Origin of the sequence: Paenibacillus sp. LBL (assembly GCF_029893715.1) — a bacterium.
Taxonomy (GTDB): domain Bacteria; phylum Bacillota; class Bacilli; order Paenibacillales; family Paenibacillaceae; genus Paenibacillus_AQ; species Paenibacillus_AQ glucanolyticus.
Window position 1 is genome coordinate 117,102 of the sequence record NZ_JARXYU010000014.1, and the last position, 26,121, is coordinate 143,222.

The 26,121-nt window shown below is 51.2% G+C and carries 24 protein-coding genes and 1 riboswitch; of the genes, 2 read left to right on the top strand and 22 right to left on the bottom strand.

Going from position 1 to position 26,121, the window contains the following annotated elements:
- Position 1: 1 nt before the first annotated feature.
- From purS to M2277_RS23805, 15 genes are all read right to left on the bottom strand, one after another.
- Positions 2–247 carry a phosphoribosylformylglycinamidine synthase subunit PurS gene (purS, locus tag M2277_RS23735; RefSeq protein WP_006208285.1) on the bottom strand — a complete coding sequence of 82 codons (246 nt, stop codon included), beginning with the start codon at positions 245–247 and terminating at the stop codon, positions 2–4.
- 49 nt (positions 248–296) lie between these two features.
- A complete protein-coding gene (locus M2277_RS23740) occupies positions 297–1,187 on the bottom strand; it encodes a phosphoribosylaminoimidazolesuccinocarboxamide synthase (protein WP_280755640.1) in 891 nt (296 codons plus the stop codon).
- 272 nt (positions 1,188–1,459) lie between these two features.
- Positions 1,460–2,755: an adenylosuccinate lyase gene (purB, locus tag M2277_RS23745; RefSeq protein ID WP_006208283.1), complete on the bottom strand. Its 1,296-nt coding sequence runs from the start codon at positions 2,753–2,755 to the stop codon at positions 1,460–1,462.
- Between the two features lie 3 nt (positions 2,756–2,758).
- Positions 2,759–3,946, bottom strand: coding sequence for a 5-(carboxyamino)imidazole ribonucleotide synthase (gene purK / locus M2277_RS23750; RefSeq protein ID WP_280755641.1), 1,188 nt, complete (start codon positions 3,944–3,946; stop codon positions 2,759–2,761).
- Positions 3,943–4,428 carry a 5-(carboxyamino)imidazole ribonucleotide mutase gene (purE, locus tag M2277_RS23755; RefSeq protein ID WP_006208281.1) on the bottom strand — a complete coding sequence of 162 codons (486 nt, stop codon included), beginning with the start codon at positions 4,426–4,428 and terminating at the stop codon, positions 3,943–3,945. Before purE ends, purK begins: the two co-directional genes overlap by 4 nt.
- A gap of 188 nt (positions 4,429–4,616) precedes the next feature.
- A riboswitch (purine riboswitch) is annotated at positions 4,617–4,718 on the bottom strand.
- A 604-nt stretch (positions 4,719–5,322) separates the two neighbouring features.
- Positions 5,323–5,757: a universal stress protein gene (locus M2277_RS23760; protein WP_036640884.1), complete on the bottom strand. Its 435-nt coding sequence runs from the start codon at positions 5,755–5,757 to the stop codon at positions 5,323–5,325.
- A gap of 128 nt (positions 5,758–5,885) precedes the next feature.
- Entirely contained in the window at positions 5,886–6,149 is a 264-nt protein-coding gene (locus M2277_RS23765) for a DUF1294 domain-containing protein (RefSeq protein ID WP_063478594.1), read from the bottom strand.
- Positions 6,150–6,380: 231 nt separating this feature from the next.
- Entirely contained in the window at positions 6,381–6,518 is a 138-nt protein-coding gene (locus tag M2277_RS23770) for a hypothetical protein (protein ID WP_006208278.1), read from the bottom strand.
- 103 nt (positions 6,519–6,621) lie between these two features.
- Positions 6,622–8,757 (bottom strand): DNA topoisomerase III, encoded by a 2,136-nt coding sequence (locus M2277_RS23775; RefSeq protein ID WP_148248161.1) that lies wholly within the window; start codon positions 8,755–8,757, stop codon positions 6,622–6,624.
- Positions 8,758–9,034: 277 nt separating this feature from the next.
- On the bottom strand, positions 9,035–9,856 hold the full coding sequence (locus tag M2277_RS23780) for an MBL fold metallo-hydrolase (RefSeq protein WP_280755642.1): 822 nt from the start codon (positions 9,854–9,856) through the stop codon (positions 9,035–9,037).
- Positions 9,857–9,945: 89 nt separating this feature from the next.
- Positions 9,946–11,874 (bottom strand): ABC transporter permease, encoded by a 1,929-nt coding sequence (locus M2277_RS23785; protein WP_280755643.1) that lies wholly within the window; start codon positions 11,872–11,874, stop codon positions 9,946–9,948.
- On the bottom strand, positions 11,849–12,619 hold the full coding sequence (locus M2277_RS23790) for an ABC transporter ATP-binding protein (RefSeq protein WP_036640888.1): 771 nt from the start codon (positions 12,617–12,619) through the stop codon (positions 11,849–11,851). The genes M2277_RS23785 and M2277_RS23790 overlap by 26 nt, the downstream gene beginning before the upstream one ends.
- Positions 12,620–12,989: 370 nt before the next feature.
- Positions 12,990–13,970, bottom strand: coding sequence for a sensor histidine kinase (locus M2277_RS23795; protein ID WP_280755644.1), 981 nt, complete (start codon positions 13,968–13,970; stop codon positions 12,990–12,992).
- Positions 13,967–14,665 (bottom strand): response regulator transcription factor, encoded by a 699-nt coding sequence (locus M2277_RS23800; protein WP_006208271.1) that lies wholly within the window; start codon positions 14,663–14,665, stop codon positions 13,967–13,969. The genes M2277_RS23795 and M2277_RS23800 overlap by 4 nt, the downstream gene beginning before the upstream one ends.
- Before the next feature lie 63 nt (positions 14,666–14,728).
- On the bottom strand, positions 14,729–15,463 hold the full coding sequence (locus tag M2277_RS23805) for an acyl-[acyl-carrier-protein] thioesterase (protein WP_006208270.1): 735 nt from the start codon (positions 15,461–15,463) through the stop codon (positions 14,729–14,731).
- Positions 15,464–15,668: 205 nt separating this feature from the next.
- Between M2277_RS23805 and M2277_RS23810 the strand changes: the two genes are divergently transcribed.
- Positions 15,669–15,926, top strand: coding sequence for a GlsB/YeaQ/YmgE family stress response membrane protein (locus M2277_RS23810; protein WP_006208269.1), 258 nt, complete (start codon positions 15,669–15,671; stop codon positions 15,924–15,926).
- A 169-nt stretch (positions 15,927–16,095) separates the two neighbouring features.
- On the opposite strand, the gene M2277_RS23815 is transcribed toward M2277_RS23810, so the two are convergent.
- Entirely contained in the window at positions 16,096–16,989 is an 894-nt protein-coding gene (locus M2277_RS23815; protein ID WP_280755645.1) for an SDR family oxidoreductase, read from the bottom strand.
- Between the two features lie 129 nt (positions 16,990–17,118).
- On the opposite strand from M2277_RS23815, the gene M2277_RS23820 reads away from it, so the two are divergent.
- Entirely contained in the window at positions 17,119–18,072 is a 954-nt protein-coding gene (locus M2277_RS23820; RefSeq protein WP_280755646.1) for a helix-turn-helix transcriptional regulator, read from the top strand.
- Positions 18,073–18,166: 94 nt separating this feature from the next.
- On the opposite strand, the gene M2277_RS23825 is transcribed toward M2277_RS23820, so the two are convergent.
- The 6 genes from M2277_RS23825 to M2277_RS23850 form a co-directional block, all read right to left on the bottom strand.
- On the bottom strand, positions 18,167–19,138 hold the full coding sequence (locus M2277_RS23825) for a ring-cleaving dioxygenase (RefSeq protein WP_280755647.1): 972 nt from the start codon (positions 19,136–19,138) through the stop codon (positions 18,167–18,169).
- A 376-nt stretch (positions 19,139–19,514) separates the two neighbouring features.
- Positions 19,515–21,113, bottom strand: a complete 1,599-nt coding sequence (locus M2277_RS23830; RefSeq protein ID WP_006208265.1) for a response regulator — start codon at positions 21,111–21,113, stop codon at positions 19,515–19,517.
- 23 nt (positions 21,114–21,136) lie between these two features.
- Entirely contained in the window at positions 21,137–22,480 is a 1,344-nt protein-coding gene (locus M2277_RS23835) for an ABC transporter substrate-binding protein (RefSeq protein WP_148248169.1), read from the bottom strand.
- Positions 22,481–22,497: 17 nt separating this feature from the next.
- Positions 22,498–24,219: a cache domain-containing sensor histidine kinase gene (locus M2277_RS23840; RefSeq protein ID WP_006208263.1), complete on the bottom strand. Its 1,722-nt coding sequence runs from the start codon at positions 24,217–24,219 to the stop codon at positions 22,498–22,500.
- A gap of 80 nt (positions 24,220–24,299) precedes the next feature.
- Positions 24,300–25,163 (bottom strand): carbohydrate ABC transporter permease, encoded by an 864-nt coding sequence (locus tag M2277_RS23845; protein ID WP_006208262.1) that lies wholly within the window; start codon positions 25,161–25,163, stop codon positions 24,300–24,302.
- Positions 25,160–26,116, bottom strand: coding sequence for a carbohydrate ABC transporter permease (locus M2277_RS23850; RefSeq protein ID WP_006208261.1), 957 nt, complete (start codon positions 26,114–26,116; stop codon positions 25,160–25,162). Before M2277_RS23850 ends, M2277_RS23845 begins: the two co-directional genes overlap by 4 nt.
- Positions 26,117–26,121 lie beyond the last annotated feature (5 nt).

The window sequence follows — 26,121 nt, forward strand, 5'->3', positions numbered from 1 at the left end:
TTTAGCCCTCCAATTCATAACGGTAGTTCTCAACCACCGTATTGGCCAGAAGCTTCTCGCACATTTCTTTCACACGCTGCTCGGCTTCCTCACGGTTATCCGTACCCAGCTCAAGCTCCATATATTTACCGATGCGAAGACTCTCTACTTCCTTATATCCGATTGAATGAAGTGCACCCTGTACCGCTACCCCTTGAGGGTCCAATACGCTCTGTTTAATCGTGACGTAGACCTTTGCTTTCAACATTGTTTCCTGTTCCTCCTCGGTATATATGAATGAAATGGTTTATAAAAGCTTACAAGCTGACACCCGTGATTCGGCTGTAAATATCAGTGTAGCGGCGTGTTGTTTCCTCCACCACGGCTTGCGGCAGGGGACCCGGTTCACTGTTCTTATCCCAGTCGGACGAAGCGAGGTACGTGCGCACCGGCTCCTTATCCATACTGTCAATTTCAATGTCGAGCGCATAATGGTTCACATCCCAGAAACGGGAGGAATCCGGCGTAAAAATCTCGTCGATCAGCACGATCTCTCCATCGATCAAACCGAACTCAAATTTGCAATCTGCCAAAATAATGCTGTGCTTGCTGCAATAGTCGCGGGCGAACTTGTAGAGCATGAGGCTGCGATCCTGCAGCTGCAATGCCAGCTCTTCACCGACAAGCTCTTGCATCCGATCAAGCGAAATATCTTCATCATGACCGACATCGTTCTTGGCAGCCGGCGTGAAGATCGGCTCGGGAAAAGCCTCATTCTTGCGCATGCCCTCCGGCAGCTTAATACCGTTAACCTCTCCCGTGGACTGATACTGCCTCCAGCCGCCGCCGGTAATATATCCGCGGACGACGCATTCGATATCGATGCGCTCGGCTCTGCGGCACACCATGATTCGGCCATCGAGCAGCGCCTTATCCTTGACGGCATCACCCAGGAGATTCACGTCCGTATGCACAACATGATTGCTGATAAGCTGTTCCGTTTGCCCAAACCAGAAAGCGCTCAGCTTGTTCAGCACGGTTCCTTTGGCCGGTACAGGCGGCTCCAGCACATAGTCAAAAGCGGAAATGCGATCGGTGACGACGATGAGTACGTGCTCCCCCAGGTCGTACAATTCACGCACCTTGCCCTTGTACAGCAGCGGTACGTTGACCAGATGAGTGGCGGTCGATAATGCCGGTAATGTCATGTGTTCCTCCCCTTGGGGCGACGTATATCTCAATCTGAGACTGTCGCTCCCTGTATTTCTGTCGGATGAAAAATAGAATGCTCAGTATCATGTGGACTAAAGATCTTTAGCTTGTTCATCACTACGAATGCGGATTGTTTTTCCGATCCCTGTTGCCCCCAGATTTCCATGAATATGATTCAAAGGTTAAAATCCGGGGGCAAAGGGGACCGCTATCGCTTCTACAAAACAATTCCGCCTTCTCCGCTGTAGAACTTCTTATACCGACATCCTTACTCCAGCCCCAGCTTGGCAAAAATCGTATCCACATGCTTCAGGTGCCAGCTTGGATTAAATGCATCCTCAATCTCCTCAGCGCTGAGCACCTCGGTGATCTCAGGCGTGGCTTCCACGATCTCGCGGAATTGGCGCTGCTCTTCCCATGCCTGCATGGCGCGCGGTTGAACGGTATCGTACGCTTGCTCGCGGCTGAAGCCTTTGTCGATCAGTTTCGTCAGGATGCGGCCCGAGAAGGGAACGCCATAGGTGCGAGCCATGTTGCGCTTCATGTTCTCCGGGAATACCGTCAGGTTCTTCACGATATTGCCGAAGCGGTTCAGCATGTAGTTCAGCAGCATCGTCGCATCCGGCAGGATGATGCGCTCTACCGAGGAGTGGGAGATATCCCGCTCATGCCAGAGCGGCACGTTCTCGTAGGCGGACACCATGTGACCGCGAATGACGCGCGCCAGGCCCGAGATGTTTTCCGAACCGATTGGATTGCGTTTGTGCGGCATCGCGGAAGAACCCTTTTGACCTTTAGCGAATGCTTCTTCTACCTCGCGAACCTCACTCTTCTGCAATGCGCGAACCTCAGTTGCAAACTTCTCAAGCGATGTAGCGATGAGTGCCAGGGTTGCCATGTATTCCGCATGACGGTCACGCTGCAGCGTCTGGGTCGAGATCGGCGCTGCCTTCGTGCCGAGCTTGCGGCATACGAATTCTTCTACGGAAGGATCGATGTTGGCATATGTTCCGACCGCCCCCGAGATTTTACCGTATTGGACGCCGTCAGCCGCATGGCGGAAGCGCTCCAGATTGCGGATCATCTCTTCATGCCACAGCGCCATTTTCAGACCAAACGTTGTAGGTTCAGCATGAACACCATGCGTTCTGCCCATCATCGGGGTATGTTTGTAGGCCAGTGCCTTCTCTTTCAAAATACCGATAAAGCGCAGGATGTCCTGCTCCAAAATATCGTTGGCCTGCTTGAGCAGATACCCCATCGCGGTATCCACCACGTCCGTCGAAGTCAATCCATAGTGGACCCATTTCCGTTCCTCGCCCAGGCTCTCCGATACCGCGCGGGTAAAGGCGATGACATCATGGCGGGTTTCCTGTTCAATCTCATATATCCGATCCATATCAAAAGTCGCATTCTGTCGAAGTTTAACGGTGTCTTCCTTCGGAATGACGCCAAGGTCTGCCCATGCCTCACATGCGCACAGTTCCACTTCCAGCCACGCTCTGAATTTGTTCTCCTCGGTCCAAATCGCTCGCATTTCCGGTCTGCTGTAACGTTCAATCATCGTTTAATCCTGCCTCCAAATATTCATTTTCTCCACCCATTCCAGGGCGGCATCCACATCCCCGCACAAGAGGTTGATATGTCCCATCTTGCGGTTAAGCTTCGCCTCGCTCTTGCCGTACAGATGAAGTTTAGGCACAACACCCAGAGACTCTGCCAGCGTATCCTCATTACCGAAGCGCTGCACGACCTCCTCCAGATGCTGGCCGAGCACATTCACCATAACAACCGGGCTCAGCAGCGTGGTATCTCCGAGTGGGAGATTACATATGGCTCTCACATGCTGCTCGAATTGGGAAGTTGAGCAAGCCTCCATCGTGTAGTGGCCCGAGTTGTGCGGACGTGGTGCAAGCTCGTTCACATACAGCTCGCCATCCTCGGTCACAAACATCTCCACGGCCAGCAGGCCAACCGCTCCTAAGCCTTCAGCCACGCGTTCCGCGAGCTGACAGGCCCTGCGCTGAACGTCGCTTTGCACACGCGCAGGTACAACCGACAAGTGCAAAATATTGTTGACGTGCACGTTCTCTGCCGGCGGAAAGCTCTTCACGATACCGCTTGGGGTGCGTGCAGCGATCACGGAAATCTCGCACGCAAACTTCACAAACTTCTCCAATACGAGCTCCGTTCCACTGGCTGCCAGCTCCCTGTAAGCCGACTCCAGCTCATCCTCGCTGCGGAGAACCGCCTGCCCTTTACCATCATAACCTCCCGTAGCGGTCTTAAGCACGCACGGAAGTCCAAGCTCAGTCGCGGCCGACTGCAAATCTGCAAGGCTTGTTATCTCACGATACGGTGCAACCGGCACGCCTGCGGCTTCAATTGCCGCCTTCTCACGCAAACGGTGCTGTGTGGTATAGAGCAGCTTGCTTCCTTGCGGAACATAAGACTGCTCCTCCAGAAGCTTGGCTACGCCCGCATCGACATTCTCGAATTCGTACGTAATGACATCAGCACTCTCTGCCAATTGACGTGCAGCTTCGACATCATCGTAACCTGCCGTAATCTGCTCAGCCATCTGACCGAGCGGCGAGTTCGGCGTCGGGTCCAGCGTGACGAACGAATAACCCATCCGGATGCCGTCCAGCGCGATCATCCGTCCAAGCTGGCCGCCGCCCAGAACGCCAATGACGGAACCAGGCAAGAGCTTTTTACCGGATCCGGTTGTCTGCTGTGTTCCGTTCTCCATCATAAGTTATTGCTGCTTTCCAGCACTTCGTCACGAATACGGTCACGACGCGCCTGCACTCTTTCACGAATCCCTGCATCCGAAGTACCCAGTATTTGAGCTGCGAGAAGTCCAGCGTTAGTGGCCCCCGCTTTGCCGATGGCTACGGTCGCTACCGGAATGCCCCCTGGCATCTGTACGATCGACAGCAATGAATCCAGACCCTTCAGCGCTTTGGATTTAACCGGAACGCCGATGACCGGCAATACCGTCTTGGATGCGACCATACCAGGCAGGTGCGCGGCTCCACCAGCTCCGGCGATAATGACGCGAAGCCCCCGGCCCTCCGCTTCCTCGGCATAACGGAACATCAGGTCCGGTGTGCGGTGAGCAGATACGACTTTTTTCTCATACGGAATTTCAAGCTCGTCTAACACCTCGCATGCATGGGACATCGTATCCCAATCCGATTTGCTTCCCATAATAACTCCTACTTGTGCTGACATGAGTTACCCCCGCTTTCTTCGAAATTCGACAATTCGTTGCTGACCACTGAAAAAAGTCCGATCCCGTAAACACAAAATCTGTGCAGGTCTCGGACATACAAGGATTACGAACGCTGCTGCTCCAAGCAGAAGAGTCATTCGCATCCGCCGCCAAAGAGGCAAACAAGAAGTCAGGCCCCGTTGTTGCCGCACCGTTTGTATTCCCTCGTAGTCCGAAAATTTACGGTTTTCGGGTAGAGACTTCCGGGCCATATCCCCGGTTTTATACGAGAAATATTAAATTTCATCAATCACGCTTCATAAGTTATTTTGAACCTCAACATCCTCAGTTTATCAATTTCTGACACCTAGTGTCAACCTAAACACGAACAATCAGATTTGCACAAAAAATAATGTTCGTATCTGGCAAGTGGGGCGTGCAGCAGCAAAAACTTCTTGGAGACTGCGGGCTTTATAAGGCCTGCCAATTGGTGGATATGAAAAACTGTAAGCAGTACATGTTGAGCAATTAGCAGCGCTGCGCTGACGCATCGTGATTCCGATCGCTGTTAAACACGGGAAACTGGATTGAACTATAATGGATGTTTCCCGTGTTTAAAGGCGAACGCTGGCGCTTCTCCATCCACGATTCGTCCGCTCCGCTGGAGCATATTCAATGGAGATTTTTTTGCTGCTGCATTGAGGGTAAGGGAAAAGTATTATCGCAGAATAAAATAAGACCGTATTCTGCTCTTTAATTGTAGTTACTTACACGAAAGATGGGGGCTAGTGTCGAAATCTTATCATCCGACATCTGGGGGGAGTTTATCTTGCGAGATAAGAATGGAAAGCCTCTGACGTTTATACTGTCTTATCTTTATAAAAAAAGGGACGCTCTCAGCGTCCCCAACATCATTATTTCACGACCAATACTGGAACCGTTGCATGCTGCACCACGTTATGGCTGACACTCCCGAGCACAAACTCGCGAATACCGCCAAGACCGCGGCTGCCGATAACGATCAGGTCACTGCCGTTCTGATCTGCATACTCCAGAATAACTTCAGCCGGAGGACCCTGAATCATCTCCACCTGACCAGGCACGCCAGAATTCTCAATTCGCTCGCGGATCTCCTCAGTCGTCTGCACGGCAAGATCGTAAACATCTTTATTGAGTGAAGCTGGAATCGGAGCTAGCCCTTCCCCAACGAAAAAACGCGGAAAATCGTAAGCATGAATGACATCCAGCGTAGCTCCCGGCGTTACCTTCGCAAGTTCAACCGCACGTCCGAGTGCTTTATTCGCTGCCTTGGAGCCGTCGTAAGCTAGAAGAATTTTAGTAAAAAGCATACAGGCCACCTCTTTCTGTTGTTAAAAGACCTACTACTTATTATTAAACAACTTCATACCCATATGAAACGAGCTAACTGACTTGCTGTTCGGCTGTCCCCTTATGTAAAAACCAGGCTAATCCGACTTCAACCCCAGAAGTACGTATACAGCGCAACGTTCACGATTAATAATAGCGGTACTCCGATTTTAAAAGATAAATGCCGTGTCTTATGACGTTTGCGGTACATCGCAATCCATACGCCCAAGGCACCGCCAATTGCAGCCAGCAAAAAGAGCGTTCTCTCCGGAACACGATCCCGTCCCAACCGGGCACGCCGCTTATCCTCGGACATGACCAGATAGGCTACCGCATTAATAAAAATAAACCAAACGATCAGTGCAGGTCTCACGTTGGCTCACGCACCCCCATTTCAACTGATCCATGCTGCTCAATCAGCCATTAGTTCTACCATCATTATAAAACCGCAGGCTAATGAAGACAATGCCCGGCTAATCAGCCCTGCCGCCGCATCATCCGCAAATGCCATTACGAGGACACCGGTCTGCCGGCAAGAACCGACTCCCCGATGCCCAGCACAATGACAACTAAGATAATCGAATCATTCGACCGTTACGAAAGCTCAAGATTCATTCTTGGGTATTTCGTTCAGGCTTGGTACATAGTCTGCAGCCTTTTTCGGTTTGAGGGTTTTACTCTCCTCAAGAATGCTTGATTTGTTCTGCTGATTTTCGGTTTTTCTCGCTTTATGATTCGGCATGCAAATCACCCCCTGTCCGTAGAATGGGCCATTGCGCCGGAGGTTATGCTAACAGCGGCAAGAAAAAAGCATTTCGAGCATCTGCGGTCTCATAAACAGCCGACTACTCCTTGCCCTTCTGTTCAAGAGCTGCTTTCAACAGGTCGCCCAGATTCGAACCGATCGACTCCTGTTTGCTGAATTGCTGTACGAGCTTCCGTTCCTCCCGTTTGTTCACATGTTTGGCGTCCTGCTTCAGCGTTTCGGTAATGCCGCAGCCAAGGCACTGCACAAACATTCCCGCCTTGCCTTCTTTCATCTCCATCTTCTTATGGCACTGCGGGCAGCGACGGTTTGACAGACGTTTCTCACCGGAACGCTTATATCCGCAATCTTCGCTCGGGCAGACCAGCAGCTTGCCGCGCTTGGTCTTCTTCTCCAGCAGCCTTGTACCGCAGTCCGGACAGTGGCTGTTCGAGACATTATGCGGCTTATATTCCGCGTCGCTTCCCTTAACGTCGGTGACCAGTTTCTTGGTCATGTCCCGAATGCCGCGCAGGAACGGCTCCGGCTTGCCTTGCCCCTTCGCGATCCGCTCCAGCTCAGCCTCCCAGCGTGCCGTAAGCTCCGGTGTTCTCAGCTCTGGAGCGACAAGCTCAATCAGTTGCTTGCCCTTACCTGTCGGATGCAGGGATTGCCCCTGCCGTTCGATGGTGTCCGAGCTAACCAGCTTCTCAATGATGTCCGCCCGGGTCGCAGGTGTTCCAAGACCGTGCTTCTCCATCTGCGAGAGCAGTGCCGCCTCGTTGTAGCGCTTGGGCGGCTGTGTCCGTCCCGGTTTCAGCACGCAGCGAACCACCTTCACCGTCTCTCCTTCCTTCAGTTCAGGCAGGAGTTTGCCTGAGGACGCACCCTGGGCATCCTCAGGCTCATCATCGCCGTCATCATCATAATCACCGCCATAGACCTCACGCCATCCGCTGTCCTTGATCGTTGTCCCTTTCGCGTAGAGCAGCTCTCCTTCAATCTGCACGGTTACCGATACGTTATCGTACCGGGCAGGAGGATAGAATAGGCTGATGAAGCGGCGCACGATGAGATCGTACAGCTTCCGCTCATCAACAGACAGCTGATTAAGCAGCACGGTTTGCTCCGTTGGAATGATTGCATGATGGTCCGTTACCTTGCTATCATCCACAACCCGTTTGCCTGGCGATATATTTTTGCGCAGCAATGGACGTGCAAGCGATGCATAAGGTCCTATCGCAATACTCGACAATCTCTCCTTCAACGTCCCCACCATATCGGATGTCAGATAGCGGCTATCCGTACGCGGGTAAGTGACCAGCTTATGCTGTTCATACAGGCGCTGCAGCACATTCGAGGTCTGCTTGGCCGAGAACCCGAACCTGCGGTTGGCATCCCGCTGCAGTTCGGTCAAATCGTAAGCCAGCGGATGCGGCTCGTTTTTCTCGCTCTTCTTCACGCTGGTGATTTTCCCGGTGCTGCCTTCCAGCTTCGACTTCAGCTTCGCGGCCTTATCCTTCTCAAACAGACGACCGTCTCCGCCCGCCGGACGCCACGAAACCTCGAAGCCTCCCAGATCGGCCTGCAGTGTCTCATACTCTTGGGAGCGGAAATGGACAATCTCCTTCTCACGGTCCATGATCATTCCGAGCGTTGGCGTCTGAACCCGGCCTGCCGACAGCTGAGCATTGAATTTGGTCGTAAGCGCACGCGTCACATTGAGGCCAACCATCCAATCGGCTTCCGCCCGGCAGCGTGCGGACTCATACAGTCGATCAAACTGCTGTCCCGGCTTCAGCGATGCGAACCCTTCCTTGATTGCCTTATCGGTCTGGGAAGAAATCCATAACCGCTTGAACGGCTTGTTCCACTTCGCCATTTTCAGAATCCAGCGCGCAAGCAGTTCCCCTTCGCGGGCGGCATCGGTAGCAATGATCATCTCCCCGACATCCTGTCGCTTCATCAGATGCTGCACCGTCTTGAACTGGTGGCTGGTTTCCTTAAGCACTTTAAGCCTGGTGTTATCCGGCAGGATCGGCAAATCCTCCAGCACCCAGGTTTGATATTTCTTATCATAATCCTCGGGTTCTGCAAGACCTACCAAATGCCCAAGCGCCCAGGTCACAATATATTTCGGTCCTTCAAAATAATTCTTCTGCTTCTCTCGGCTGCCCATCACTCTGGCAATTTCCTTCGCGACGGACGGCTTCTCAGCCAATACTAATACTTTCATAGCCCTCCCCTTCCTCTGTTCCCCTATTATAACCTCCCTTCGTTTATTTCCACAAAAATGAATCAGATCGTTCGCTTCGCGAACCAGGCAAAACGTATGGCTGGCACATATCGGGCAGCCCTGGTTCTTCAACTCCTCAATGATGGAGAAATCGCCCTGGATGCCGACCTGGAGCACGCCAAAACACCGCAGGGAGTTTGTCCCAACGGTGTCCACGTAACCCTGTTAATATTTCATATCATGAAGCTGAATCCTATCCTATAGATTTCCATCCCATTCAGTTCATATCTTTATTAACGTATCGTCCATGATCGGGAACGGCAAGGCGGTTAAACTCTCGGGCCAGCCGATCCAGCGAATCCCTCATCTCATCCCCGTGCATCGACACGCCGTGTCCAGTTATTAGAATCCGGGGTTTTAATTCAGCCAGGCGGCGAACCGATTCCTTTGCAAGGTCCCAGTCCGGTGTAAAGTACATCGGTGGGCCATGCAGCTCCTTCTCCTGCCCTATGACAGCTAATGCAGATTCCTGCTTCACCGTAATGACAGCATCTCCGGCAATTAGAACGCCGTCTGTAGCGCGATACAGGGAGATATGACCGGGACTATGCCCTGGTGTATGAATCCACCGCCAATCAGCGAGATTCGGTACCGTGCCATCATGGGGCAATGGACGAATTCGTGAGCCCAGATCGATCGCTTTATGAGGATACATCGGGGCGAACTGGGCCAATAATCCACCGCCCACGCTTGGATCTGCTGGAGGGTAATCCTCATCTCCAGTCAGGAACGGCATTTCGTTCCGGTGAGCGTAGACAGGTACGCCCCAGCGGTCCGACAATGCCTTCACATTGCCCACATGGTCAAAATGGCCGTGCGTAAGCACAATACAGACAGGCGGACGAGCGAACCTTTTTTCTGCTGCCTCTGCAATCGCATCTTCAAAATTACCCAGGCCGCTGTCCACCAATACCCAATCACCTGAACTCGGCAGGCCAATCATCTGGATGTTCACCATCACGGTGCGCATAGAAAGGATATCCGGCACAATCTCTTCAGACTCTATCGCACCCGTCTTTAACATACTGTGATCATTCATTATGAAAAGTCGCCCCCATCCTCGTTATAAAGTGCTTCTTGTAATAACATACCCGTTTTGACACTTTTCAACGAGGAAACAGGGGAATGCTACTGAATCATTTTGTTGAGACGCTCCAGGTAACGCCATCGAGTAATAAAGAAATACATGATCTGTATGCTCAGGAAAAAGATAAAAATCTTTAAACTATGCCCTACAATGGAGAAGTCGACCAGCTGCTGAAGGGCAACGAAGGCAACGCCGCTATGGATCAGTGCAATGAGCATCGGAAGGAAGAACATGATGACAAGCTGCTTGGTGATGATGATGCCAAGCTCTTTTTTACTGAGACCGACCTTGGCAATCATGCGATATTGCTGTTCATCCCGTGCAAGATCCGCATACAGGCGGAAATAGACAAAGCTTGCTGCGAAGGTAAAGAAGACGATGCCAACCAATCCGCTTACCATGAGTAAGATGCCGTTCTGCTGCTGGGCGTTTTTCCAATCGAAATACAACGATTTTAGATAATAACTGTTGTCTTCATTCTCGTTAAAACGTTCCAGAATCGATCTGGACACGTCCCCGGTATTCTTCCAATCCTGCACGTAAAATGTATGGTAGGCCGCATAACCGTATTCTTGGTCCTGCTGTGCCTGCAGCGCATCCTCGTACAAGCGGTCGGATACAACCAGCGTCTCCCCGTAGCTTTCGGGTACCGCAATGAACGTTTCGGCCTTGAGCACCTTGACGATTTCCGATGTTTTGCCGTTTAATACCTCGAACTGATCAGACAAAGGACCGTCGATGCGGTAGCTGTTCTTCTCCGAGACCGTTCCCGGAGTCAGAATTCCTTCCAGATTGCCCAATGTTTCTGCCGGGTAACCTAGCGATTGAATGAGACCGTTATATTCGCTCAGCTTAATCAGCTTAACCCCGTTATCCGTGAAAATCGGGGTAACCTCTGCCTCCTTATAATCCAGTCCTCCCTTCTTGAGCTCCTCCCTGATGATATCCAGATGCCGATTCCCTTTATCCTCATCCTCGTCATACATGGAATATGTGTAAGCATAAGGGTTCTCCATCGCAGACAAGCCCGGATCCCCAATGGCCAGCGTCGTCCCAATGCCGGTAAAGGCGGATGCCGAAATGACCGATACAAGGAAAAACATCACTGCATTGTCCTTGATTCTGTACAGCAGCTCCGATACCGTCAGCAGGTTGGTTTTGCGAAAAAAGAATCGTTCCCTCTTCTGCAAGTACCGCATGAAATAAACGCTGAACTGGGTGAAGAGAAAATACGTGCCAGTGATGACCAATACAACACCGCCCAGCAGCAGCAATAGATTGAAAATTTGGAGAATGGCAAAGGCCATAACCATGCCGTATCCCGCAGCAATCAGGAAAACGGCGAGCACAGCCAGCCAGGGTGAGGCTTTCGGCTGGGGCTTGGGGCTTTCCTCCGCTTTGACAAGAGCGAGCAGCGTGCCCTTACGGAGCATAAGCGAGGAGAACAGGGCAATGAGCAAGAACAACACGGCGTAAGCCACTGCCGTCATCACAAGCGCTTGGAGTGGAAAATAAAACGGCAGGCCCTGATCCACAGCCATCAGCTTGGCGCTGATTAACAGAATGAGCTTTGAGAATAGCATGCCGATTCCCAAACCGGCGATGATCGCAGCAGCGCCAATCAAAATATTTTCGATAAACAGCATCCGGTTCAACTGTTTGCGGGACATTCCGAGTATCATCAGTATGCCGAATTCCTTCTTCCGAACCTTGATAAAGGCCCCAACGGAATACAGCAGGAAAAAGAATGAAAAGACAAACACAATATATTGGGATACCGTCATGCCCATGGTTCCCAGCATGCTCAGGGTTCCGCTGGAGGAGACCAAGCCGTCCTTGAGCTGCGGGTGAAACGAGAGCAGGCCATAAGTAAAGAAAATCATGACAGAGAAGGCACTGCTCAGAAAGTGGGCGATATATGTGCGCTTGCTGCGCAGGACATTATTAATGGCGAACTGGCGAAAATTCATGTCCCGAACCCCCCAGCAGCGATAACACGTTGATAATTTTCTGATAAAAAGCCGACTGGCTGTCACCGTACGTGATCTCGTTGTACAATTGACCGTCCTTGATAAACACCACCCGATTGCAGTAACTTGCGGCCACCGGATCATGGGTGACCAGCAGCATGGTCACTTTGTCTTCCTTGTTTCTGCGATCCATGATCTCCATGACGTCGCGCGCGGATTTGGAATCCAGATTCCCCGTCGGTTCATCCGCAAGCACCAGCTTCGGAACGTGGATCATCGCCCGCGCTACAGCTGTCCGCTGTGCCTGTCCCCCTGAAATTTCATAGGTCCGCTTATCCAGAATCGATGTAATGCCCAGCTTCTCTGCCAGCACGCCGACCCGTCGGTTCATCTCGTCCAGATCGACACCGTCCAGCGCCAGTGGCAGCAGAATATTCTCCTTCACGGTCAGTGTATTAAGCAGATTGAAGGACTGGAAGACAAACCCGAGCTCGCGGCGGCGGAACATCGCCAATTGATCCTGTGACAGACGAAACGGATCTTTCCCGCCAATGCTGATCTCACCGGATGTGGGACGGTCGATGGTGGATATCATGTTAAGCAGCGTCGTTTTCCCGCTGCCGGAAGGTCCCATAATGCCAACGAACTCCCCTTCGTTGATGCTCAAATTGATATTGGAAAGCGCCTCGTGTGACACCGCGGCCTTGTAGACTTTGCCCAGATTGCGGACGTTCAATATTTCCATCTTGTTAAACCTCACTCTCGTTATTTCGTAATCTTGTAAGGTTAGTGTATAGCATCCCCCGGCCTTCTCCTATCGATCACTCTTTCACCAGTCTTACATCGGTGTAAGATTCACTTTTCCCCAAATCTGAAAGACGTCAATACATACTTAACCATAAGAAAAAACCTTATCTCTGACAGATGTCTTCAACCGAAGTCATTTCCCGAGATAAGGCTCCTAGCTTAACAGCTTGTATGCTATGGCTTGCTATGGCTCCAGTACAGCCTCGATATGACAAATCCGGGGCGCAGAGCGGAACAGAATCATGCTTGATCTTCCCGCAGCTGCATCTCTAACGAGAATAACGCGATCAATGAAATAAGCCTCATCCCTAGAAAATCAGCCTCACGGTTGTGCCTTTCCCCGGCTCGGATTCCAGCTCAATCCGGTGGTTCATTTTCTGGACGACCTCCTTGACGAGGTATAAGCCCATGCCTGTGGACTCCTTCAGCTTGCGGCCGTTCTCCCCGGTATAGAACGGGTCGAACACCCGGTTCATATCGGACTTTGGAATTCCCATTCCCCGGTCCGTGATCTCCAGCATCACATGACGGCCATCCTCCGAGCGGCGAGCTTGAATCGTCACCTTGAATCCGGTACCGGCAGAATATTTAATGGCATTGGAGAGCAGCTGCAGCATAATAAACCGCAGCCACTTGGCATCCGTCTGAACCATAAGGTCTGGATCCACCAGCAGTTCGGGATATACATGACTATGGATGAAGAAGCGCTTGTTCTCATGAACCGCGTCGACAGCTATCTGGTTCAGATGCACCGGCTCTACGCTGAAATCCTGCTCGAAAGTTTCGAGCCTGGACATATACAGCACCATCTCAAGCCCCCGCCGGATTCGGTCGGATTCCTCGGAAATGCTCTTGAACGAATCGTTATCGTCCTCCTGCGTGATCATCTCAATGACCGAGAGCGGCGTTTTCATCTGATGCACCCACTGATTCATGAAGATCATATGCTCTTTGCGCCGTCGCTCCCACTCCTCCATGACCGTGCGGTATTGACGGTACTGTTCTTCCATAAGCTCGCTGAGAGCGGTTGGCAGGGGAGCGGATTCATTATGCTTTATCGATTCCTCCAGCGATCGGATGGGCTGTGACAGCCGCTCATAGAAATCCCGGTGCGTGAAATACCGGAAAGCCAAATATCCCCCCAGAATGGTTAAACCAAGAAAAACCGCATAGACAGCTGTTACCGGATGATCATAACCGTCATACCAGAAAACGAGCAGCACCACAAACAGCGCTGCAAGCGTGAACATAATCAGCGGCAGATGCTCTCGCCAGAACAGCTTTTTCATGACTGCCTCTTCCACACCGTATGAAGTCGGTATCCCGAGCCGCGGACCGTTTCAAGGGCATCCTCAATGCCCAGCTCGGCAAGCCGTTTCCGTACCCGGTTAATATTGACGCTGAGCGTATTATCGTCAACAAAGGTATCATCCCATAACTTCTCCAGAATGGTCTCGCGCGTAACAAGGCGGGGACTCCGGCTTAGCAGCGTCTCGAGGAGAATCGTTTCCTTTTTCGTGAGAACGGAGGTCCGTTCGTCCAAACTCATCTCCATTCGCTCGGGATACAGGACAAGCCCGTCCTTCTCCACCGTACGTTCGGCGGATGCTGTCGCATAATCGCCATATACGCGCCGCAACTGACTGTGGATTTTGGCAATGACGATATCGTAGGCAAATGGCTTCGTAATATAATCGTCCGCTCCGTTCTCAAGGGCTCTTAATTGATCCGGGGTTCCGCTTCTGGCAGATATGAAAATAATGGGGCAGGTGGATAACGACCGAATTTGACGACACCAATAGTATCCGTCAAAGCTCGGCAGATTCACATCCAGCAGAACCACATGCGGCTTCAGCTCCTGGAACTGTTCCAGCACCTGATCGAAATCCTCAACAATAATCGCTTCGTTGCCGTACCTTTCGATATGCGATTGCAGCAACCCCGCCAGCTTCGGGTCATCCTCTACGACCATGATTTTGTACATCCGGCTCTCCCTCCGTGCAGCGTCAGGCACTTCCCCTCCTATCCGGATTAGCAGCCTGATGGTTTATGGTTCCCTAACGATAGCCGCTTCAAAAAAGTTTATCCCGTCAGGTGAAGTGCCTTGCACATACACCCTGCTGTTCTCTTCAGCCGAACGGCTGAGGAGCATCGTATCTCCGAGTCTGGCCTCGTTGTGATATGTAATCTTGAAGCCCGTCACTTTCCCTTCCTGTAGCTCCTGCTCGTCCAGCACATCGAAGCACAGATCCGCATACCGGGCATTATTCAGATGCCCGTTCACATCAATTCCACTGTATCGAACTTTATACGTATAGGCCTCTGCAAGCTGCACGCCTTCAGCCAATACGGCTTTGTTTGGCAGCTCTCCTACCGATTCTTTACCGATCGGCACCTCATACGGGAACATGGAGGGACGCAGGATTTTCCGTTTGTGAATATCCACCAGCGCCCATACCGAGCGGGCTTCACCCAGCTTTTCTCCGTCAGCATTTTTTATCCGATAATCCCGATGCCACAGAGCCCCCTTAGAGCCGCGGCTCCAGGTCTCGACATGGACGGTCTCCATATCCCTTGGCATTCGCCCCATATCAAGCTCAAGCGTAATGAGCATCCAGCCCATCCCCCGCTCAATCATCTCCTCGCGACTGATCCCAAGCGCCTCGACATGCCGGTCTGCCGCCCTTTGCAAAATACTGAGCAGCGAGGACCAGCGGCAATCCCCCCGAAAATCCGCATCAACGGATTGAATAGTATATTCTTCTATCCATTTCTCTGCCATGAGCCTCATGCCAACTCCTTTATAATTTTCACGTTCATGATACTTCAAGCATAATCAAAAGCCCTCTATTTATCAAAAGAACAACTCCCTTTTGTTAGCTGGAAAAAAATGATTTTATCAATGTTCGGGATCAATCCGGTTTAAAAGTCACTTCTTTGGTTAATAGTAAGGCACAAACAACTATAACTTATACGAGGTGATAAACATGAGTTTTCTTTGGTCATTAATTGTCGGCGGTATCATTGGTTGGATTGCAGGTTTGATTATGGGCAGAGACATTCCCGGCGGTATCATCGGTAACATCATTGCTGGTTTTGTCGGTGCTTGGCTGGGTGGACTTTTGCTCGGGTCTTGGGGACCGGAAATGGGAGGTTTCTTCATCTTGCCTGCCCTGATTGGTGCCGTCGTCCTTGTCTTTATCGTCAGCCTGATCATGGGCTCGATGAGACGCGGCCGCTCGTAATGAGCTGAAGTCTAAAACCTTGACTTCCACTGCGATGTACCGCTATTGCCGATACAGACGTTCTCACAGCGGTACCGCTAAATGCTAAGTCAAAGGAACATTTTTACCCATCAAAACAGGGTGCCTATTCGCCGCCATGGCTATAGGCACCCTGTTTTTACGTATCTTCTTACGATATGGGAAGACCCTGCTCCTTCGCATAATGGCCCCAATGCGGACTGCGGCCGTCAATGTCGCGGAAGCCGTATTCATCCGACAAATCCCAGCTGGTCAGCGCTCTACCGCTCTTGGCTGCAACATCCGGATCAGCCGCCAGCGCCGCAACCCCCTGCGCCAGCAAATACGGCGTCTCCGACGCGATGAAATGCGGTTCTTGCGTTGCGGCATCCTGCCAATTCTCTTCTGTAACACCGAAGTGATCCAGCATTTGTTCGGAACGCAGAAATCCGGGTGTAACGGATAACGCGGTTACATGATAGGGGCGCAGTTCCTCTGCCATTGCTTCTGCCAGATGAATCGGCGATATTTTGGCCAAACTATAATACAAGTTCCCGCGATATCGGTAAGTAGAGCCATCCGTAACCTCAATGACCAATCCGCTTCCATTCTCTACCATGAGTGGAACACCGTAATAGCTTGTGATCATATGCGTGGTAACCGCACGCTCCTGCATTAACAACCCATCGGACAGGAACTGTTCCCAGAACGGAACATTCCAGTGTGTAAGATGCTCGCCACCCCATATATCATTGACAAGAATGTCGAGTCGCCCATCCTGCTCCTCACGAACTCGCTCAAACAGAGCCTTCACCTGCTCTTCCACGGTATGGTCACATTGCACGGCAATTCCGGTCCCTCCCCGCTCTGTCACCATATCCGCCGTATCGTTAATGGTCTCTGATCGCTTAATATCCGATGCTTGTCCCCGTACGCTCCGTCCTGTGCAGTACACCGTTGCCCCCGCCGCACCCAGCATAACCGCAATAGCTCGACCCGCACCGCGCGTCGAACCTGCAACGACAGCAACCTTGCCTTGTAGCGGCTTACGATTTTCGTTAATCATAGCGTAACCTCCATCATATAACAGATTTTCTCAACACCTTCATCCTATCAGGCTTATATGACATCCATTGTCTTATATCCATGCTACAATACATTTATCTTCTACAGTTCTTAAAAGAGGTGACACGATATGAGAGCCGACCGTTTACTGTCCATCATGCTGATGCTTCAGAACGGTGGTAAAAAGAACACCCGTTATTTGGCGGAGCAGCTCGAGGTATCGGAGCGAACGATTATACGCGATATGGAAAGCCTGAGCTCGGCCGGCATTCCCGTTTATGCGGAGAGAGGTTCCCACGGCGGTTGGGTGCTGGAGGAGAGCTATCGTACAAACCTGACGGGCATGACGCCTGACGAACTCATCTCCCTGCTGGTTTCCAGCCATAGCCCGCTGATCGGAGATTTAGGCATAGGCAAACAGTTTGATGCCGCTTATCAGAAATTATTGGCTTCTTCCCCGCGCTCCATTCGGCAGGATGCCGAAATCATTCGGGAGAAAATCCATATTGATGGCGCTGGCTGGCACGCTTACCGTGAATCGCATCCGTACCTTACGGTGCTTCAGGAGGCAGTATGGCTGGATCGCGTACTCCGCATCCATTATATGAAGGGAGAGGAGCGTGTCGAGAGAATCGTCCTTCCCCTCGGACTGGTTGCCAAGCGGAGCACATGGTATGTGGTGGCGGAATCCCAAGGCGAACTGCGGACTTACCGCGTATCCAGAATCGTGGATGCCGTGATGACCGATGAGACGTTTCATCGTCCGGCTGATTTTGACTTGGCCCAGTATTGGGAGGAATCATTGACACGGTTCATGCAGAATCTACCGCAATATCCGGCACAGGTTCGAATGACCGTTTCTCTAATCAAACGTTTTGAGCGGGAGCGATATGTGAAAATCATTCATTGCGACACGCAGAACCCGCAGGAAGGGTGGATAACGGCCGATTTGGAATTCAATACGTTGGAATCTGCGTCCGCGTTTCTCTTAAGCTGCGGGGCGGAAATCGAGGTGCTTGCACCCCAGGAGCTCCGTGAGCATGTCAGCTCGGCTGCGACTGCCATCGCTCGGCTCTATCAATAGTGGATCCATAAGCAACATGAAAAAAAGCATCAGGAAGCCCATAAAAATTGCGGTTTGCCTGATGCTTTTTTAGGTTAATTCCATGAGCCCGGATTTATTGAATGGTATGGATGGGCTTCAGGTTGGCTTCGATCTGCTCCCTCTTCGGTTCCAGGAACGGCGGCAGCGCCAGGGATTCGCCAAGATGATCGATATGCTCATCCGTGTCAAATCCAGGTCCGTCGGTAGCCACCTCGAACAAAATGCCATTAGGCTCCCGGAAATACAAGGAACGGAAGTAGAAACGATCGACAAATCCCGAATTTGAGAATCCCACATCCCCAATCCGGTCAATCCAGGAACGAAGCTCTTCCTCATCCTCGACGCGGAATGCAACGTGATGAACACCGCCTCGTCCAAGGCGTTCCTGTGGAAGGTCTGTTCTTTCCTCGACATGAACTTCTGCGCCCGTACCGCCTTCCCCGGTTTCGAATACAAGGATATCCGGCTGCCCGTCTGCAGGCGAGGCATACTGCCCTTTATAACGGAAGCCCATCAGCTCCGTCAATACCTTAACCGTCTGTAACACACGAGGTACTGTCAGCTGCACCGGACCTAAACCGATGATGGCGTATTCTGCCGGAACCGGCCCCTTTTCCCAAGGAATGCCCCCAGGAACTCCTTTGTTATTTTCATCCGAAACCAGAATGATCCGCTGGCCCTCGAAATCTCTGAATAGCAGTGTCAATCGACCGGCACGTTCCTGTATCTCCTCACGTTCTACGCCGTATTCGTCCAGTCTCCCGGTCCAATATTCCAACGCGTGGTCACTGGGCACTCGCAAGGAGGTTGCCGAAATACTGTTGTTTCCCTCACGGGTCCTGCCGGCCATCGGAATTTCGAAGAAGGTAAGCTCGGTTCCGGGATTTCCTTTCTCGTCGCCATAAAACAAGTGGTACACGGAGACATCATCCTGGTTTACTGTCTTCTTGACCAGCCGCATGCCCAGCACCTTTGTATAAAACTCGAAGTTCTGCGAAGCTGCTGCTGTAATTGCGGACACGTGATGAATTCCTTTGAACTTCATGACCTCAACTCCCATCTATAATGTTTTTTCTCTAATAAACGAAATCATGTTCACCATTGTAAGCACATATACGCTAAGACTAGACGATGCTTCGAAAACAATCTCTTTATACAGGCAGCTGCGCTTTGGCCGCTGTTTTCTTCTATCGCTGCTCCACCGCAGCGGCTGGATCTTTGCTAATTTCAGTTTAATATTTAACTTAGTCATCGTCAAGTCTTAATATTAAGATATTTAAAATGAAAATAACAGACTCCCCTTTTCCCGTCATTACAGCCGGAAAAATGGATCTGTTATTTATTCCTGTTTACGTTATTTGGGACCCGAATGCTATCCTCACAAGTTTGGATCTTGAACTCCATGGAGGATCCTTGCGCTTTTATGTTTTGGATGTCGCCTCTTCCCGATACTCGGAAGGGGTCTTGCCTGTTATTTTCTTAAATACCTGCGTGAAATACCGCGGATCCTGGTACCCTACAAGCGGTGCCACCTGGTACACCTTCACATCCGTATTCAGCAGAATGCTCTTCGCCTTCTCAATCCGGCACTCCGTCAAGTATTCCAGAAACGTATATCCCGTTGTTCCCTTAAACAAGGTGCAGAAATGGCTGATGCTCAAATCCGCCAGCTCCGAAACCTCTTCAATGCTGAGATCCTTCTGATAATTGTCCGCAATGTACTCCTTGGCTTTCCCCATCACAGCCTGAACATTGTCCTTGGCCTGCCCCGATCGGCTCTGTGCAATCCATTTGCTGAAATGATTCTTGATGACATCCATCAGCTGCTGCAGGGTGCCGGAAGCATAAAGCTCCTGCAGCAGCTCCTCTAACGACCACTCAAACAGAACCTTCATATGCTCAAACTGCCGATACAGCACAACACTCATCTCCAGCAATACCCGCTCAGTCATTTCCCTGCTGAATGCATGCTCCTCTATATAAGCCCTGGTCTCATCAAAAAGCTCCAGCAAACGCTCCTTATGAAGCGTGCGGATGCTTTCGACCATCAGCGACTCCAGATGTTTCGGGTATCCCGCTTCGCTGGCCGTTTCCATAACTGAATCCGCAGTACCGATAAACACACCTTCTTCACCGGAATAGAAGCGCTGATATAACGCGCGTACTGCCGTCTCATAAGCCGTTCCCAAGCGGTCAATCCCCGCCATGCTGGAACTGAAGCCAACAGAGCAGGACAGCTTGGTGTTGCGCTTGATCAATTGAACAAGATCCCGGCCAATGTCCTCCTGTCGCTCCCTCGCAAGACTCGGAAACAACAGCACCCATTCCCCGCTGCGGAAAGGGAATACCGTCAGCCCTCCATGCTGCACGGACCATTCCTCCAGAACATTGCGCACGGCAAAGAGCCATAGACGCTTCTCATCCATGCTCCACTGCTCATTAAGCCGCAAATAGTGATCCAGTTGAATGACAGCCATCGTGTAGCCATGCTCCAATTCGCTGTCTTCCAGCCACTGCATATGCTGGAGCGGACTCCGGTTGCCCTCGATGAACTCCGTTAGCATCCTTTCCCGAGCCAACAGGGATAATACCTTGATCGAGTGAAGCATTTGATCATCCGCCATTTGCTTCTCCAGGGTTCTGGCTGCTCTGGCAATCGTTTCGGTCAGCTCATCGTGATCGATCGGCTTGAGCAAATAATCAAAAGCCCCTTCGCGCAATGCTTCCCTCGCGTATTCAAATTCACCGTAGCCGCTAATAAATATGATCAACCGACGCGCCTGATCCGCCTTCAGTTCCTTCATGAGTGTGATGCCGTCCATTCCCGGCATGCGAATATCGCTAATGATCATATGCGGCGATACCTCGCGCGCCAGCTTCAGAGCGCTATCCCCGCTCTTCGCCTCCCCTACGACCTCCAGTTCAAGCTCATCCCAGGGAATCGCTGCCTTTAGACTGCGCAGAATGATAGGCTCGTCATCGACCAGCATCACTCTGAATTTACCGTCCGCTCCGCTCATGGCTTCTCCCCCTGTCTTTATGGTTACTCCGTCACCGTGTTCCGTCTAAGCTGCCAATAGCGTATCGAGGACTTCTGAATTTGCTCCAGCGCATTGTCAGCATCGATCCGTCCTCCAATCATGTCCTCGATCACTTTAAGGAATGAACTGTTCACTTCAGGCGATAGCTTGTTGTCATACGGGAGGAAGGTACTCGCAGAATCCTCCATCAGCTCCGTAACCTGGGCAAATACCGGACCGGTTTTCTTGGAATCATAGGTTATCTTCATGGAAGGAACGCGCAGCCCTTCATACACCAGCCGGGTCTGTACCTCCGTTGTATAGAACATGCCCAGCAGCTCCAGGGCCGCTTGCTTTTTCGGCTCATCCAAATCCGAGGAAAGTCCGATGCCAATGGTGTAACCACCTGCCAAGGACCGTTCCTCTCCGGAATGCAGGGATGGGAAGGGGATAACCCCCACCTCATTCTGAAAATCCGGATGATCCTCATTGCGAAACAATGTAATATCCCAGCTGCCGTTCAGATACATCGCTGCCTTCCCTTCCGTAAACTGAGCGATGGCTTCCTCGGTGGAAAGATCGTTGGCATGGGGACTGAACGCCCCTTCGCTGATCCACTGTTCCAGCTTCTCAAAAGCCTTCATATACGACTGATGCTGAAAGCTAACGCCATCCTCTCCTTCAACCAGCCTGTCAATGAGTTCCGGTCCCGCATAACGATCCATGAAATAATGGGCAAAAATCCCTGCCGGCCACCGATCTTCATTCCCTAATGCAAAAGGGATCTTATCGTTCGCCTGGAGTACCCGGATCACTTCATCCAGCTCTTCCATCGTCTTCGGAGGCTCCAGATGCAGCTTCTGGAATAAAGCCCGATTATAATAGATCGGCTCCGCATGGCCCTCAAAAGGCAAACCATAGACCCGGTTATTAAAGGTCCAGTGGTGCAGATCCTTGAACTGCTCCCTCAAGCCGGCATTCTCCAGAAATTCCGTTAAATCCATCAGCCGGTTGGATCTGGCATACGGCACAATTTCAGCTCCGCCAAACAGGACAAACATATCCGGCGGCGTCCCGGTGACCATCTCGCTCTTCAGCTTTTGTTCCCGATGGATTGTTTGATCGATGCTTTCAAAGTTCACCTTCACATTTGGATGCGCTTTCTCATAAGTGCGGACGACACTCTCAAAAATAGCCAGCACCGGCTTGTCATGCTCCTTGTTCCAGAAATGCCGGAATGTCAGCGTGATTTTCTCCGGCTGCGCCTCCTGGGCCGGTCCCTGGTTCTGCACTGTAACCCACACAACAGAGAGCGCGAGCAGAGTGGCATAGCCTACAATCCAGCCCCAATTCCAAAACCATCTCACGCTGCGCCGCCTCCTTGTCATGTCAGTATTTTCGGAATACGAATTCGTATCAATGAACCGTGACCGGGGGAAGAACAGATCATAAGTCCGTAACGGCTGCCAAACCGTATCCGCAGCCGCTCGTGCACGTTTTTCAGCCCAACTCCGTTTTCCCGATACTTCTTCAACTGTCCCTGATCCGTATTCCACAGCTTGATCAATGTCTCCGGATCGAACCCCGGCCCGTTATCCTCCACGTCAATTACGATATCCTCATGGTCCTCCGACACCTTGATGGAGATATAGCCGCTGTCCTCCATCGGCTCAATGCCGTGGTATAAAGCGTTCTCCACAATGGGCTGTACAATCAGCTTCTGCGTAACGTAGTGCTTCAGCGAATCCGGAAGCTCAATTCCGTATTCAAACTTCTCTTCAAACCGGAATTTCTGTATCCGCATATAATGCTGGACATGCTCCAGCTCCATATGGAGGGGGATCAGCTCATGATGCTCGCTGATGCTGATGCGCAGCAGCTTACCCAGGGAGACCACCATTTTGCTGATATCCTTGTTGCCCTGAAGGACAGCCATCGAGTTAATCGATTCCAGTGAATTATATATGAAATGCGGATTGATCTGAGCGACAAGCGCCTGCAGCTCCGCTTCCTTCTTCCGGGCCTGCTCCATCTCGACCTGACCAATCAGCTCATGGATCTGCGAGCTCATCCGGTTAAATCCGTCGATTAACAGATCCGTCTCATCCTCTGCCGCATGATGCGATGGGATCGGAACGAATATTCCCTGCTTCACACGCTTCATCCCGTTCACCGCACTGATGATGCTGCGGACCATTCTGCGCACAAAAAAACGGTCGAACAGAAACGCCGACAGCAGCGAGATCAATCCCAGGATCAAGGCAAGGTTACGGATGGAGACCGATTCGGCAGAGATGAGTTTGCTTGGCGTGATGGCGACGAGAAACCATTCCTTATTATGAGAAGGGGAATACGTGATGAGTGATTTTTCATCTAAATATGGATCGACATAGTATCCTTTCCCATTCGTATAACTGTCCGAGAGAAACGGAAATTCCGTCCGCTCCCCGATATGCTCGCCTGATTTCGTAAATACGATATGGCCCTGCTTGTTGACCAGCAAAATATCGCCCTGCTTCAGCGTTGCCGCCTCCCAGAAGACCTGGTCGAGGAGATCCGGCTTCACGTAAATCACAGCCGTCCCGATATCCTCCAGAGAGTAATAGTCCTTAATCACTCTGGACTGAATCAAGACGGGAGCACCGGATGAAGCAGAGCCGTTCTCTCCGGGACCGACCCATACGGGGCGACCCTCTGCCTTCACGACCGCTTCATACCAATCTTGCCGCCTCAGCTCAGCAAGCTCCATTCCGCCATCTGTATGATAAATCAATTGATCATTCGAATAAAAAGCAAACGAGGCAATCATCGGATGATTGATCAGATTGTTGATCTCCTGCCTCCGGTCATAGGTTACCGCGTAGTCCGGCTGCTTCAGCATCTGCTGAACCGATTGCTGGGTAATCGCGGAGTTCGAAATCGTCGTAATTTCGTTCAAGGCAAACTTCAGCTTCCGGTCCGTTTCCAAGAGCGAAATCCAGTAGAAATCATTCGACTTCTTCTCCATCGCTTCCGAAAAGCTGTAATAAGAAACACCGCCCAGCGCGATGACCGGAATGAAGACCAGAAGAATAATAGCCAGCAAAATCTTTCGGCGGAGTTTCATGAACCATTTCCTCCCTCCACTCTACTATGTCTATTATTCTTCATGGCAGGTGGCATTCCTTGTCAAAGTTCCCGCGCCTTTTAACTTTTTATGGCGCCTGATGTCAGACCCGCGATGACATAGCGGCTGAACAGCAGAAAAACAATAAGCAGCGGCAGTGTTGCCGTGAAGGTTGCCGACATGATCATCCCGAAGTCGAGGCCGTCCTTATTGGTGAACAGCTGCTGCAATGCTATTTGAATGGTGTAATTCTCTCGGTTTTTTAATACGACGAGCGGCCAGAAGAAATCATTCCACACATTCATGAAATTCAATATCCCAAGCGTGGCCATCGCAGGCGTCACAACAGGAATGGCAATATTCCAGAAGATCCGGAAATGTCCGCCGCCATCGATCCGCCCCGCTTCGATCAGCTCGGTATGAACGGCAGATGTGATGTACTGCCTCATCCAGAAAATACCGAAGGCATTGACCATGGCCGGCACTATCAGCGCTTTGTAGCTGTCGATCCAGTGCAGCTTGGCCATAATGACATACTGTGGAAGCACGCCTAACTGAGCCGGCACGAGCATGGTAGCAATGACAAATACAAACAGCGTCTTCTTCAAAGGAAACTCGTACTTCGCAAAAGCATACCCTGCCAACGTGCAGAGGAACACAACGGACACTGTAACCGATGTCGACACAACGACGGAATTCAACAAGGCTCTGAAGAAATCCGTGCGCTCCAGCACGCGTGAGAAGTTATCCAAGAACTGCGTTCCTGGTGTGAGCAGCGGCGGAATATGGAATGCCGCATCCTTGTCATTGGTAGCCACAACGAACATCCAGTAGAACGGGAAGATCGATACAAGCGCACCCAGAATCATCAACAGATAGAAAAAGAATTTTGCGATTACACCGGGTTCATCCGGTTTTTTACGGCTTATTGCAACTGAACTCATGCTTTTTTACCTCCCGTCTCCCCGCCTTCACGGCCCAGCATCATGTTCAATACCGAGAATAGGATGGTGGCGACAAACAAGAGGACCGCCGTTGCCGCAGCCGTACCGAAGAAACCGTTCTTAAATGCTTCATTATACAGATACGTTACCATCGTTACCCCTTCCTGACGTGTAGAGCCTGTGCCGGACTGACCGAGGAAGACATAGGGCTCCGTAAACAGTTGAAGCGCGCCAATCGTCGATATCAGGGTAACGAACAGGATAAACGGACGCAGGAGCGGCAGTGTAATATAGCGCAGCTGCTGGCCCCGGGTTGCGCCGTCGATTTTGGACGCTTCATAGATATCAGTCGGAATGCTCTGCAGCCCCGACAGAAAAATAATGGCGTTATAACCCATCCAGCGCCACATCACCATGGACGAAATCGCGATTTTGACTCCCCACCAGCCGGAATTAAACGGAACGCTCTCCGCACCGAAGGTATTCAGCATCCAATTCACCATCCCGTTGTTGCCGAACATGGTACTGAACACCAATGTGACGGCTACGATAGACGTGATATTCGGCATAAAATATAGAATGCGGAACGTGTTCTTGAATTTGTTCAGGGCCGAATTGAGCATAACCGCAACAAATAATGCCACAATGAGCTGCGGCACGGTTCCCATCAACGCCATAATGAGTGTGTTGCTGAAAGCGATCCAGAATGTCGGGTCACTTGTAATCAGCTCGTAGTTCTTGAACCCGACATATTTCATCGGTCCGAGTGCGTCCCACTTGAAGAAGGATAGATAGATGGTAAATACAATCGGATAGAGTCCAAAGATTGCAAACAGTATAAAAAATGGAGATATAAACGTATACGCCGTAAATCGGCTACGCACGGTCTCCGTCAACAAGCGCCGCTTTTTCGGCACGGATTGCGATGACTTTGCCGTTGCTGTGTCTGCCATAAATG

Bases quoted from the DNA above. Each gene is read 5' to 3' on its own strand.
- purS (WP_006208285.1), bottom strand. From the start codon at position 247: ATGTTGAAAGCAAAGGTCTACGTCACGATTAAACAGAGCGTATTGGAC.
- M2277_RS23740 (WP_280755640.1), bottom strand. From the start codon at position 1,187: ATGACATTACCGGCATTATCGACCGCCACTCATCTGGTCAACGTACCG.
- purB (WP_006208283.1), bottom strand. From the start codon at position 2,755: ATGATTGAACGTTACAGCAGACCGGAAATGCGAGCGATTTGGACCGAG.
- purK (WP_280755641.1), bottom strand. From the start codon at position 3,946: ATGATGGAGAACGGAACACAGCAGACAACCGGATCCGGTAAAAAGCTC.
- purE (WP_006208281.1), bottom strand. From the start codon at position 4,428: ATGTCAGCACAAGTAGGAGTTATTATGGGAAGCAAATCGGATTGGGAT.
- M2277_RS23760 (WP_036640884.1), bottom strand. From the start codon at position 5,757: ATGCTTTTTACTAAAATTCTTCTAGCTTACGACGGCTCCAAGGCAGCG.
- M2277_RS23770 (WP_006208278.1), bottom strand. From the start codon at position 6,518: ATGCCGAATCATAAAGCGAGAAAAACCGAAAATCAGCAGAACAAATCA.
- M2277_RS23775 (WP_148248161.1), bottom strand. From the start codon at position 8,757: ATGAAAGTATTAGTATTGGCTGAGAAGCCGTCCGTCGCGAAGGAAATT.
- M2277_RS23780 (WP_280755642.1), bottom strand. From the start codon at position 9,856: ATGAATGATCACAGTATGTTAAAGACGGGTGCGATAGAGTCTGAAGAG.
- M2277_RS23785 (WP_280755643.1), bottom strand. From the start codon at position 11,874: ATGAATTTTCGCCAGTTCGCCATTAATAATGTCCTGCGCAGCAAGCGC.
- M2277_RS23790 (WP_036640888.1), bottom strand. From the start codon at position 12,619: ATGGAAATATTGAACGTCCGCAATCTGGGCAAAGTCTACAAGGCCGCG.
- M2277_RS23795 (WP_280755644.1), bottom strand. From the start codon at position 13,970: ATGAAAAAGCTGTTCTGGCGAGAGCATCTGCCGCTGATTATGTTCACG.
- M2277_RS23800 (WP_006208271.1), bottom strand. From the start codon at position 14,665: ATGTACAAAATCATGGTCGTAGAGGATGACCCGAAGCTGGCGGGGTTG.
- M2277_RS23805 (WP_006208270.1), bottom strand. From the start codon at position 15,463: ATGGCAGAGAAATGGATAGAAGAATATACTATTCAATCCGTTGATGCG.
- M2277_RS23810 (WP_006208269.1), top strand. From the start codon at position 15,669: ATGAGTTTTCTTTGGTCATTAATTGTCGGCGGTATCATTGGTTGGATT.
- M2277_RS23815 (WP_280755645.1), bottom strand. From the start codon at position 16,989: ATGATTAACGAAAATCGTAAGCCGCTACAAGGCAAGGTTGCTGTCGTT.
- M2277_RS23820 (WP_280755646.1), top strand. From the start codon at position 17,119: ATGAGAGCCGACCGTTTACTGTCCATCATGCTGATGCTTCAGAACGGT.
- M2277_RS23825 (WP_280755647.1), bottom strand. From the start codon at position 19,138: ATGAAGTTCAAAGGAATTCATCACGTGTCCGCAATTACAGCAGCAGCT.
- M2277_RS23830 (WP_006208265.1), bottom strand. From the start codon at position 21,113: ATGAGCGGAGCGGACGGTAAATTCAGAGTGATGCTGGTCGATGACGAG.
- M2277_RS23840 (WP_006208263.1), bottom strand. From the start codon at position 24,219: ATGAAACTCCGCCGAAAGATTTTGCTGGCTATTATTCTTCTGGTCTTC.
- M2277_RS23845 (WP_006208262.1), bottom strand. From the start codon at position 25,163: ATGAGTTCAGTTGCAATAAGCCGTAAAAAACCGGATGAACCCGGTGTA.
- M2277_RS23850 (WP_006208261.1), bottom strand. From the start codon at position 26,116: ATGGCAGACACAGCAACGGCAAAGTCATCGCAATCCGTGCCGAAAAAG.